We start from the raw sequence: 12,271 nt of genomic DNA on the forward strand, positions 1-12,271 counted from the left end.
AGTTACCCTCCATAAAATCATTTTAATCCCATCCCAGAGCTTTTCTCTGCTCTTTGAGGTTGTTGACAATCTCATTTGCCAATTCGGTGTGATTAACATTTACAATCATTCTCGAACCCAGAATATCCTTAAATCCGTTACTCATAAATTCTGTTACATTATCTGAGCCTTGAGTAGGTGCATAAACGCAGTGATAAGAATCAATTCCCAGCAATCTGAAACTAAGGGCCGCACAGATTCCCTTTTCATTAGACCATTCAGGACTGGCAAAAGCATAAGGCATATCCTTTATGTAAATGTCCGAAGCCTCTGCAACAGCTTTAAATAATGCGGATGCTCTTGCATTATCTAAACATTCTCCCATGTGCCATACAGGAGGAAGATCCTTTAAAAAGCCTTTTAGTTTATCACCTGTACGCTTCAAAGCAGCAGTAGAGCAATATCCAAGCTTCATCAACGGAAAGGAGGCACACCCGTTAGTTAGAACCAGAACATTGTTCTCTAAAAGAATGTCTGTAAGCTCAACTATGGCCTTTTCATAAACAATACGTGGATTGTTGCAGCCCACAAGGTTAACAATACCAAGAATTTCTCCACTTTTTAGGGCCTCTGCAATAGGCTTTACACTTCCGAAATGCTTATTAATATATTCAACGGAAAAACCTACTTCAGCTTCAATTTCATAAGGTGGAATATAAACCGGAATCTCTCTTCGTTGGGTAAAACTTTCAATAGCCCTATTTAGAATCTTTGTTGCGAGCTCAGTAGTCTGATTCATATTAGAATGATGGTGGTCAAAACCGTAATGCTCAGCACCGGGCAATCTTGCAGAATCATTTGTGGTAACTACAGTTGTTTTAAAACACTTTGCAACTTCCATAATGGAAGGGAAAATATCCTGAACGTCAGCTACCCATAAATCCAAAGCTCCTGTTCCAAGAACCAACTCAGCACCGATAGCATTAGAAAGGGGTATAACTCCGCCATATCTGTACATTGCAGAAAGCCCCGAACAGCAAATACCGTAAAACTTGATTCCCAAAGCTCCGTTTTTCCTTGCTAATTCCTGAAATTCATCTGAATTGCCAAGCTTTACGATTTCACTTACTAAAATCGGAGAATGACCATGAATTCCTATGTTAACATAACCTTTTTCTAAAGCACCAATATTAACTTTTGAAGTACTTCTTACAGGAAGTCCGAACAAACTGTCCATAGCAATGGATGAACCTAAAACACAGGACCATGCGAAGGCTATTCCTGTCCTCATCATTTGCTTCATAATGTTATACCAATCACTGTCATTTCCTGTACCTGTTCTGTTAAGACTCTCAAAAACTTCATGGTAAGGACTGATAGGAAGAATATCAAGCTCACTCCATACCTTAATTCGTTCTTTAGAAGCGAATGCATTAAGAGTACGATGAGGTCCCGGAACAGTTCTGGACAAATCCTCCAGAAGGATGTCGGCAATTAATCCCGCTAGTTCCTTAATGCTTTTATTTTCAGTGTCAAGACCAAATGCTTTAGCAGTGGCTAATACTTTACTTTCTCCCTCAATAGGAATATTTGCTATACCTTCAGAGGCGTACTTCAAAGCCAGCATACTTTCACGTCCTCGGCCACCGTGTTCTGCAGCGCCTGCAGCTACGCTCCTAAGAATATTTCTTGCTACAATTACGTCGGCATCAGCTCCGCAAACACCTTTTGGACTCTTTTTTGTAATTTTACATGGCCCCATGTTGCATATTCTGCAGCAAACTCCCGCAAGACCAAAGCTACACTGTGGCTTTTGGGCATCAAATCTGTCGAAAACAGTATCAATCCCTTTTTCTTCCATATGTAAAAGCATAGCTTTAACTGCAGGATCAGGAGTTTCTTGAAGAACATCCTTCTTAGAAGCAAAACTTCTCCTGTATTCAGCTACGGCTGTAGCATAATCATTACAGCCTGAATCATTATGGTGGTGATTTTCTGAATGATCAAATTTTATATGATGATATCTAAAATCCATTATTTTTGCTCTCCCCTTAATTAATCCATAGAAAACCGGTAAAAATAGTATGAAATGATTATAATAACCTAATTATAAAAAGTCAATAATAATTTTAAATAATTCATATATAAATACTATGTAATTAAAAAGAATTCTCTGAAACACATTTGTACGAGTAGTACTATCATATAGATAAACAGCGAGTAAATCAGGGAGTTCAAAGATGGGAAAGAAGAAAAAGGAATATGAAATTATTATTTTTACTCCTGAGACTAATGAACAAGCTATGTGTCTTAAAAATGAAATAGGAAGAGCATATGGTGAATTTATAATAAAACATCTGATTAAATTAGAAATTCCTAATAAACAAAAGTCTTGTATATTTAGAAGAATAATAAAGGAAATCAGGTGATTTTTCCATGAGAGCTGCTATCTATTCCAGAAAAAGCAGGTTTACCGGGAGAGGAGAAAGTATAGAAAATCAAATTCAAATGTGCAAAGAATATGCTATAAAAAATATTGGACTATCTGAAAACGAATTTGTAATTTTTGAAGATGAGGGATTTTCAGGGGGGAATACAAACAGGCCCAAGTTCAAGGAAATGATGCGGGAAGCACGAAGTAAAAAAATTGATATAATAATCTGCTACAGGCTGGATCGTATAAGCAGAAATGTATCTGACTTTTCACAGTTGATAAATGAACTTGAAAAATATAACGTAAGCTTTATTTCTGTGAAGGAGCAATTCGATACAACTAAGCCCATGGGAAGGGCTATGATGTATATAGCATCGGTATTCTCTCAACTGGAAAGAGAGACCATTGCTGAAAGAATAAGAGATAACATGCTGCAGCTTGCAAAAACAGGAAGATGGCTTGGAGGTATTACCCCAACAGGGTATAAATCCGAAATGCTGGATAAAAATGATTCGTCCATAAAGCAGAGCAGAATTTTCAGGCTTAAGATTATACCTGAAGAAGCAGAACTTGTAAAAGATATTTATGATAAATTTATTATTTTCAAATCAATAACAAAGGTAGAGAAAAACCTTCTTGAAAACAGACTTACAACAAAAAATGGAGTGGATTTTTCAAGGTTCTCCTTGCGATTTATACTTACAAATCCCGTATATGCAATTGCTGATAGGAATTTATACAATTTTTTATCCCAACAGGGGTATGAGATATATTCAGATATAAAGGAATTCAACGGTGTTAACGGACTTATGGCCTACAACAAAACAAGGCAGGGGAAGAACACATTAGGAGAAAAATACAGAGAGCCAAAGGATTGGATAATAGCCGTAGGGATGCATCCGGGAATAGTACCGTCAGGTAAATGGATAGAAGCTCAGAAGTTGCTGAAAAGAAATAAAACAAAAGCCTATAGGAAAATTAAAAATACAAGTGCACTGCTGTCTGGGATACTAAAATGTGAAAACTGCGGCAGTTATATGAGACCCAAAACAACTTCAAGACTGGATTCGGAAGGGAAAAAGGTTTACTACTATATTTGTGAGTTGAAAGAAAAAAGTAATAAAATTCGTTGTGATACTCCAAATATAAACGGAAATCTTTTGGACTCCTTAATACTTAAAAGATTAGTCAGTCTCATAAAAGACTATCCCCCGAAAGTTAGCCCCGGCTTATTAATGACCCTGAATGATAGCCTGTATACTATTCAAAACCCTGAATTAAAACTAATAAAAGACAAACTTGTAGCAGCAGAAACAGAGATGAAGAACCTTATAAGACTTGCAGCAAAACAAGGAGACGAAAATATACAATCCTTGATATTAAATCGCATGAAAAATATTTCAAATGATATCGAAATATATAAAAGCAAAATCAAACAATTGGATGAAGCTCCTGAAAAAAAATACATTGAAGAGGTCAACCAAGAGGAATTTGTGCAAATGTTATCCAATCCGGGTTACTGTATTATGAATCTAATGGATACGGAGGAAAAGAGGGAGATTTTAAAAAGTGCAATTGAACTTATTTCATGGGATGGCATACAGATAAAGATTTGGCTTAACAGCAGTAAAATGTTGCCGGAGTGTAAGGATTGCAAATGAGATTCTAATGCAAATCAGAGCATCCAAGAAAATTCAGAATGAAGTTTCTCTGCAAGACCCTATAGGTGTAGATAAAGAGGGGAACGAAATAACATTAATAGACTTAATCAGTAATGATTCCGAGTCCGTAGTCGACGAGGTTGAATTAAAAATGCAGGTTAAAAAGTTGTACAGCAAAATGAAAGGTACCTTGAAAAACAGAGAAAAGGTAGTCTTGGAATTAAGGTATGGACTCCTAAACGGTTCAAGTAAAACCCAGAGAGAGATAGCTAAAATGTTGGGAATTTCCAGATCATATGTATCAAGAATTGAAAAGAAAGCAATAAAAAAATTAAGCAAGGAACTTAAACCGGAGGGCTGCCATTAATGGCAGCCTTTTGGATGTAAAGATAGCAGTTTCTACATATCATGGCTCAAATAGAAAATATACGTTTGTATACTGGTATTCGAAAGTTGCATATAATACTTTTCAGAGTTAAAATATATGTGAAAAATGTCGAAAATTATTTAATTTATTGATTAAATTACAAAAGGCCGTGATAATACTTTGTATACCAAAAAAGATTTATTACGCCTCTTTTTTCCTGCTCTGACCGAACAGTTTCTTTCTACGGCAATAGGTGTGGTAAATACTATGATGGTAAGCGGATTAGGGGCATTTGCAGTATCAGCTGTAGGCATAGTAGATTCTATCAACTTTGTAGTTATGAATCTGTTTGTTGCTGTGTCCACAGGTGCCACAGTTACTATAGCACAGCATCTGGGAGCATCAAACAGGAAAGACGCTTCAAAGACTGCAGCTCAGGCAATTACGGCTGTGCTTTTAATGTCTACAATAGCAGGACTTGGACTATATGTGTTTGGAAACCAGATAATAAATTTCCTTTTTGGCGATGCCGAAAACACTGTTAAGTCGGCTGCCAGAACATACATGGTTTGTTCAGCTATATCATATCCGATACTGGGATTTTTTGATGTATGTACAGGTATATTAAGGGCAAGCAATAATTTCAGAGCATCAATGTTTGCAGTTGTTGCATCAAATTTGGTTAATTTTATGGCTGGAGCCCTTTTGATTTTTGAATTTGATTTCGGGGTACTGGGAGCCGGAATCGGCCTGATATGTGCTCGACTAACAGGAGCAATCATTGTAGGATATTCGTTACTTAAGTCACATCATTTGGATATTTTGCACAGCTCATTTAAGATTACTTCAAAAATATTAATGCCTGTTTTATATATAGGACTTCCGGCAGGGATAGACAGTCTTGTTTTTAACGGAGGAAAACTTTTGGTGCAAACAATAGTGGCATCCCTTGGAACAGCTGCACTTGCTGCAAACAGTATTGCAAGCTCCACCAACTCACTTCTGAATATACCGGGGAATGCAATAACAATAGTAGCAGTAACAGTTGTAGGCCACTATGCCGGAGCAGGATTAAAAGAGGATTTAAACAAGATTATAAAAAAGCTAATGGTTTATACAATGGTACTGTTAGGTGCTGTTTCTCTAGTATTTTTCCCATTTGTACACCATTTTCTTAAACTGTATTCACCTGCACCAGATGTGGCAAGTCTTGCATTGCATATAACATATCTTACACTTATATGTATACCGATTTTTTGGCCAGCGGCCTTTCTACTGCCAGCATGTCTGAGAAGTACAAGGGATGTTGTATTTGTAACAGTGATTTCCATAATGAGTATGTGGGTTATAAGGGTTTTTGGAGGTTATATGTTAGTTAGATTTACAGGCCTTGGACTTATGGGAATATGGGTAGCCTGGTGCTTTGACTGGGTAACAAGGGGAATTCCGTTCTTGGGAAGAGTATTTGCAAGGCGGTATGAAAAATACTTGCCACAAACAGATAAATGAAGTGTCTTCTAAAAAATTATTAAAAAGATTGATAAATATTTTTCAATGTGTTATACTATCAAACGGCAAAATACACACGCATTTTTAAGTTAAGGTGTCGGACAGGTCCGATGAGACAGAAATGCGGAGGTATTAACTTTAACGGAGGTGTTTATATTATGGCAGTTATTTCAATGAAACAACTTTTGGAGGCAGGTGTTCACTTCGGTCACCAGACTAGAAGATGGAACCCTAAGATGGCAGAATATATCTTTACAGAGCGTAACGGTATATACATCATAGACCTTCAGAAAACAGTAAAAAAGGTTGACGATGCATACTTCTTCATAAGAGAAGTAGCTATGAACGGACAGGATGTATTGTTTGTTGGAACTAAGAAACAAGCACAGGATTCAATCAAGGAAGAAGCTGAAAGAAGCGGACAGTTCTTTGTAAACAACAGATGGTTGGGCGGAATGCTTACAAACTTCAAAACTATTACAAAGAGAATAGACAGACTTAATCAGTTAAATGCTATGGAAGCAGACGGAACTTTTGAAGTTCTTCCTAAGAAAGAAGTAAGCAAGCTAAAGAAAGAAATGGCTGATCTTGAAAAGAATCTTGGCGGAATCAAGAACATGAAGAAGCTTCCTGGTGCAATGTTTGTTGTTGACCCAAGGAAGGAAAGAAATGCTATTCTTGAAGCAAAGAGACTTGGTATCCCAGTTGTAGCTATTGTTGATACAAACTGTGATCCTGATGAAGTTGATTTCGTAATCCCAGGTAATGACGATGCAATCAGAGCTGTTAAGCTTATTGCAGCTAAAATGGCTGATGCTGTTATAGAAGGACGTCAGGGAGAACAACTTTCAGAAACTCCTGTTGAAGAAACAGCTGAAGTTGTTGAAGAAGTACAGGAAGCTGTAGAAGCAGCAGAATAATTTGATTTTAAAAGGGTATATTATCAGGCAAAGCCTGATAATTATCCTTATGTTTATAATAAAATGATAATTAAATATTAGTCTTATTTTAATAGTAGGATAATAACGGTTTGGAGGATTCAAAGATGATTACTGCTGAAATGGTAAGGCAGCTCCGCGAAAGAACCGGAGCAGGAATGATGGACTGCAAAAGAGCACTCACTGATGCAAACGGAGATGCTGAAAAAGCTATTGAATTGTTGAGAGAAAAAGGTTTATCTGCCGCAGCTAAGAAAGCTGGAAGAATTGCAGCTGAAGGTTTGGTTGAGGCATATATACACGGCGATGGAAGAATTGGTGTTCTTGTTGAAGTAAATATTGAAACAGATTTTGCTGCAAGAGGAGACGAATTCAAACAGTTTGTTAAGGATGTTGCAATGCAGATAGCTGCAAGCAAGCCTGAATATGTTAAGAGAGAAGATGTTCCTGCTTCAGTTATTGAAAGGGAGAAGGAAATATTAAGAGCTCAAGCAAGAAATGAAGGAAAACCTGAAAAGATAATAGAAAAAATGGTTGAAGGCAGAATTGAAAAATTCTATGCTGAAAACTGTTTGTTGGAACAATCATTTATAAAAGATCCGGATATGACAGTTGGACAGTTGTTGACTGAAAAGATAGCTCATATCGGTGAAAATATTTCAATCAGAAGGTTTGCTAGATTTGAACGAGGCGAGGGTATCGAAAAGAAAGAAGAAAACTTTGCTGATGAAGTAATGAAACAAATAAATGGTTAATATAAAAGGGAACATATTTATTGTATGTTCCCTTTATTCGGGCCTTTTTTGAAAATATACTCGAAAATATGTAACAATTTTACTATAGATATGTATTCACCCAATGATTACATATATTACGAATTGAACGGGGGAAATATCCATGAGCGAACTAAAATATAAAAGAGTAATGCTAAAAATCAGCGGGGAAGCACTTGCCGGTGATAAAGGACACGGTATTGATACCGATACAGTAAACGAAATATGTGAAAGAATATCAATAGTGCATAAAATGGGTGCTGAAATAGCTATTGTAGTAGGCGGAGGTAATTTCTGGAGAGGCAGAAGCGGAAAAGGTATGGACAGAACAACTGCAGACCATATGGGAATGCTTGCAACGGTAATTAATTCTCTTGGATTGCAGGATGCACTTGAATCTAGAGATATTCCCGTTAGAGTTCAAACTGCTATTGAAATGAGGCAGATTGCTGAGCCTTATGTAAGAAGAAAAGCTGTAAGACATCTTGAAAAGAAAAGAATAGTAATATTTGCCTGTGGAATGGGGAATCCTTATTTCTCAACTGATACAGCGGCAGCATTAAGAGCAGCTGAAATAGATGCCGAAATTATATTAATGGCAAAGAACGTTGATGGAGTTTATGACAGTGATCCCTCAAAGAATGTTAATGCGGTAAAATATGACAAGCTTAGCTATCAGGAGTACCTGAACAAAGGACTATGTGCACTTGATTTGACAGCCGCTTCATTTTGCAAAGATAATGCAATACCAACCTTGGTTTTTGGCCTAAATGATCCGGATAATATAATCAGAGCTGTAAAAGGTGAAGAGATTGGTACTACTATATATTGAAATCCTTCATAAATAAATGTATTATATAATTATCAATTTAAGGAGGAGATTTATGGATAAGGAACTTTACAAGCCAATCGAAGAAAAAATGAAAAAAACCATAAATGTATTAAGAGACAATCTTGCTGGAATTAGAGCAGGAAGAGCGAATCCTGCAATATTGGATAAACTGACAATTGATTATTATGGTGCACCGACTCCTATTCAGCAGGTTGCAACAGTATCTGTACCTGAAGCCAGAGTTATCACAATTCAGCCTTGGGAAGCGAAACTGCTAAAAGACATTGAAAAGGAAATTCAAAAGTCTGATATAGGAATCAATCCTAACAATGACGGTAAGGTTATAAGGCTTGTTTTCCCTGCGTTAACAGAAGAAAGACGTAAAGAACTTACAAAGCAAGCAAAAAAAGAAGGCGAAGAATCAAAAGTTGCTATAAGATCAATTAGAAGAGATTCTATTGAAACCATGAAAGCAAAGAAAAAGAGTGGCGAAATAACAGAAGATGATTTAAAGGATGCAGAAAAGGATATTCAAAACCTTACTGACAAATATATTGCAGAAATAGACAAAATTATTGAAGCAAAAGACAAGGAAATAATGGAGGTATAACTTCGTTGGGTTATACGGAAATAGAAAACAATGGTTGTACAGGAAATGAAGAGGTTAAGATGACCTCTTTCTGTAACAGCCTTATCGGATATACGGTGGGAGATGCACTAAAAGCGGCCGAATACAGGGGATATTCCATAGACGGTATTTCTATTTCATCACCGCCTAAAATGAGTATTACTGAATATGATGATTCATTCAGAGTAATAAGAGCAAAGGCTATTAATAATAAAAGCTTAAATATACTTGTTTGTAAACCCCTCTAAATCGAGGGGTTATTTTAAATATCATTACGTATTGTATGTAAAAATACATATAAATAGGAGTTGGAAAATATATGGGGTTTTTTAACAGGATATTCCCCCAAAAGAGATTAGACAATAATTTTCAATGTATTCCGCAACACATAGCAATAATTCCTGATGGTAACGGAAGGTGGGCAAAAAAGAGAGGCTTACCAAGAAACGTAGGACATAGAGAAGGTTCAATGACGCTTAAAAAGGTTGTCATTTATTGCTCAAAGGTGGGAGTTAAATACTTGACAGTATACGCCTTTTCCACCGAGAACTGGAAAAGACCCAAAAGCGAAGTTGATGCACTTATGAACTTACTTTTAGAATTCCTTCGTAACGCAGAAAGAGAGCTGGAAGGAAGTAATGTAAAAATAAAGGTTATCGGCGATATTAACGGACTTCCGGAGGAACTTCAAAAGGAAATTGCAAGAGTTGAAAAGATGACCAGTGTAAATAATGGATTGAATTTGAATATTGCACTAAACTATGGTTCTAGGTTTGAAATATTACATGCAGTTAAAAATATAGCTAGTGAAATAAAAAACGGAAAACTAACAATAAATGATATAGATGAAAATCAAATGGAGCAGCATTTGTATACAAAAGGTACACCTGAGCCAGATTTACTCATTAGAACAAGCGGGGAGCAGAGAATCAGTAATTATCTGCTTTGGCAATGTGCATATACAGAGTTTTGGTTTACTGATACACTATGGCCTGATGTTAACGAGAGCCATATTGCCGAGGCAATAAAAGCATTTGAGAAAAGAAATCGTAGGTATGGCGGAATAGAAAATTAATCACACTAAACATGAATATAATTAATCATGCAGTGTTTTAAAAAAACATGGAGGTTCTTATGGCAAGAACAAGAATAATAAGCGGACTGGTTGGATTGGTTTTATTAATTGGTGTTCTATATATGGGCTCTATTGTATTGGGAATTGCAGTTAGCATTATAGCTGCAATTGGTTTGTATGAATTTTATAATTCCATATCCAAAACAAAAGGAATACAGCCTATAAAAATAGTTGGATATCTATCAATTGCTCCATTATTGATTTTGGGACTTGAAAAAACAGGCTGGTATAGTTTGGATTTGGGCACAATGACCGGAATATCTGTTTGCCTTATTATTTTTGCTAGTATGGCGGTTATTGTATTCGGACATAAGAAATACAATATAGTTGATGCCTGTGCAACAGCCTTTAGTGTAGCGTATATTCCATTTCTTATGAGTTTTTTGATAATGCTAAGAAACATGGAATATGGAAACATACTCATATGGTTGATTTTTATAGGGGCATGGGGAACTGATACTCTGGCATATACATTTGGAAGATTGTTTGGTAAAAGAAAGATAATGCCTGAAATAAGCCCCAAGAAAACAATTGCTGGTGCTATAGGCGGAGTACTTGGATGTGTTTTGCTTATGATAGTTTTTGGTATTATTGTTTATAATTTCTTTGGGTTAAAGATGAGTTATGTTGTATTGGTTTTACTTGGCCTATTTTGCGGAATTATATCACAGATAGGTGATTGGGCTGCATCAGCTATAAAAAGATATGTAAATGTAAAAGATTTTGGAAATATAATGCCGGGACACGGTGGAGTACTTGACAGGTTTGACAGTATTTTGTTTGTTGCTCCTGTAATATATTACGTATTGGTTCTATTTATAAAATAATTAAGGGCTTTTCTTAGGCTTTCGGTGGTGTAACAATGGCGAAAATTATATCCATAATAGGTTCAACAGGTTCCATAGGTAGACAAACCTTAGAGGCAGCAAAAAACCTTGGGGTTAAAGTTGCTGCTTTATCAGCTAATTCAAATATAGAGCTTTTGGAAAAGCAGGTACGTGAATTCTCTCCTGATATTGTATCGGTTGGGAATAGTGAGTTGGCAAAAGAAATGTCATATAGATTAAAAGATACCGGCGTAGAAGTGCTGTGGGGACAAGACGGTATGAAAAGGGTTGTAGAGCACTCTGAAACTGATACCGTAGTTACCTCTGTAGTGGGAACAGCAGGTTTGGTACCCACAATGCATGCTATAAGGCACAAAAAAAATATAGCACTTGCAAACAAGGAGACACTTGTAACTGCAGGGCAGCTGGTAATGGAAGAGGCAAAAAAAAATAATGTAAATATATTCCCTGTGGACAGTGAACACTCGGCTATATATCAGTGCCTTTTGGGGAATAAAGACAAGCAGGTAGAAAAAATAATAATAACTGCTTCAGGGGGCCCATTTCGGGGTAAGAAAATAGAAGAGCTTAAAAATATAACACCCGCACAGGCATTAAAACATCCCAATTGGAGTATGGGAAACAAGATAACAATTGATTCAGCAACTCTTATGAACAAAGGACTTGAGGTAATCGAGGCAAAATGGCTGTTTCAGAGGGAGTTGGACAGTATTCAGGTTTTGGTTCATCCTCAAAGCATAATACATTCAATGGTACAATATGTGGATGGTTCGGTTATGGCGCAACTTGGTTCTCCTGACATGAGAATACCGATACAGTTGGCATTAACCTACCCAGACAGATGCCAAAATGATTTTAAAAAGCTGGATTTTCTTAAATGTCCTCCGTTAACCTTTGAAGAACCAGACATAGACACATTTAAATGTCTTCGTCTTGCATATATGTCATTGGATATAGGTGGGACAATGGCTGCGGCTATGAATGCTGCAAACGAGATTGCGGTTGCAGCATTTCTGGATAATCGTATAGGCTTTACTGAAATTGCAGAAACAATAGAAAAAGTAATGCAAAAACATAATGTGAATATTTCTCCTTGTATGGATGATATAATAGAAGTGGATTGCTGGGCAAGGGAAACAGCAAAACAACTTATAAATTAACTAAAAT

At 36.5% G+C, this 12,271-nt stretch carries 12 protein-coding genes and 1 pseudogene; 12 read left to right on the top strand and 1 reads right to left on the bottom strand.

All coding sequences use genetic code 11. The features are described 5' to 3' along the window. Positions 1-22: 22 nt before the first annotated feature. A complete protein-coding gene (cooS, locus tag K412_RS0115205; RefSeq protein ID WP_024833896.1) occupies positions 23-2,014 on the bottom strand; it encodes an anaerobic carbon-monoxide dehydrogenase catalytic subunit in 1,992 nt (663 codons plus the stop codon). Positions 2,015-2,219: 205 nt separating this feature from the next. Here cooS and K412_RS0115210 point away from each other — a divergent pair, with 205 nt between their 5' ends. The 12 genes and pseudogenes from K412_RS0115210 (at position 2,220) to K412_RS0115265 (ending at position 12,264) form a co-directional block, all read left to right on the top strand. Next, positions 2,220-2,408, top strand: coding sequence for a hypothetical protein (locus tag K412_RS0115210; RefSeq protein WP_024833897.1), 189 nt, complete (start codon positions 2,220-2,222; stop codon positions 2,406-2,408). A 7-nt stretch (positions 2,409-2,415) separates the two neighbouring features. Beyond that, entirely contained in the window at positions 2,416-4,074 is a 1,659-nt protein-coding gene (locus tag K412_RS0115215) for a recombinase family protein (protein WP_024833898.1), read from the top strand. Next, positions 4,022-4,441 (top strand): annotated as a pseudogene (locus K412_RS0115220) (sigma-70 family RNA polymerase sigma factor); the annotation flags it as partial. The gene K412_RS0115215 and the pseudogene K412_RS0115220, both read left to right, overlap by 53 nt. Before the next feature lie 180 nt (positions 4,442-4,621). Then, on the top strand, positions 4,622-5,950 hold the full coding sequence (locus tag K412_RS0115225) for an MATE family efflux transporter (RefSeq protein ID WP_024833899.1): 1,329 nt from the start codon (positions 4,622-4,624) through the stop codon (positions 5,948-5,950). 158 nt (positions 5,951-6,108) lie between these two features. Then, positions 6,109-6,870: a 30S ribosomal protein S2 gene (rpsB, locus tag K412_RS0115230; RefSeq protein ID WP_024833900.1), complete on the top strand. Its 762-nt coding sequence runs from the start codon at positions 6,109-6,111 to the stop codon at positions 6,868-6,870. A gap of 125 nt (positions 6,871-6,995) precedes the next feature. Then, the gene (gene tsf, locus K412_RS0115235) at positions 6,996-7,643 is read left to right on the top strand and encodes a translation elongation factor Ts (RefSeq protein ID WP_024833901.1); all 648 of its coding nucleotides are present in this window, start codon (positions 6,996-6,998) and stop codon (positions 7,641-7,643) included. Between the two features lie 142 nt (positions 7,644-7,785). Beyond that, entirely contained in the window at positions 7,786-8,493 is a 708-nt protein-coding gene (gene pyrH / locus K412_RS0115240; protein ID WP_024833902.1) for a UMP kinase, read from the top strand. A 52-nt stretch (positions 8,494-8,545) separates the two neighbouring features. Then, the gene (frr, locus tag K412_RS0115245; protein WP_024833903.1) at positions 8,546-9,103 is read left to right on the top strand and encodes a ribosome recycling factor; all 558 of its coding nucleotides are present in this window, start codon (positions 8,546-8,548) and stop codon (positions 9,101-9,103) included. A gap of 5 nt (positions 9,104-9,108) precedes the next feature. Further along, positions 9,109-9,369, top strand: coding sequence for a hypothetical protein (locus K412_RS0115250; protein WP_024833904.1), 261 nt, complete (start codon positions 9,109-9,111; stop codon positions 9,367-9,369). Positions 9,370-9,440: 71 nt separating this feature from the next. Next, positions 9,441-10,196 carry an isoprenyl transferase gene (locus K412_RS0115255; protein ID WP_024833905.1) on the top strand — a complete coding sequence of 252 codons (756 nt, stop codon included), beginning with the start codon at positions 9,441-9,443 and terminating at the stop codon, positions 10,194-10,196. A 59-nt stretch (positions 10,197-10,255) separates the two neighbouring features. Continuing rightward, on the top strand, positions 10,256-11,083 hold the full coding sequence (locus K412_RS0115260; protein ID WP_024833906.1) for a phosphatidate cytidylyltransferase: 828 nt from the start codon (positions 10,256-10,258) through the stop codon (positions 11,081-11,083). A 35-nt stretch (positions 11,084-11,118) separates the two neighbouring features. Beyond that, on the top strand, positions 11,119-12,264 hold the full coding sequence (locus K412_RS0115265; RefSeq protein ID WP_024833907.1) for a 1-deoxy-D-xylulose-5-phosphate reductoisomerase: 1,146 nt from the start codon (positions 11,119-11,121) through the stop codon (positions 12,262-12,264). Positions 12,265-12,271 lie beyond the last annotated feature (7 nt).

Origin of the sequence: Ruminiclostridium josui JCM 17888 (assembly GCF_000526495.1) — a bacterium.
In the GTDB taxonomy this organism is placed as follows: Bacteria; Bacillota; Clostridia; order Acetivibrionales; family DSM-1351; genus Ruminiclostridium; species Ruminiclostridium josui.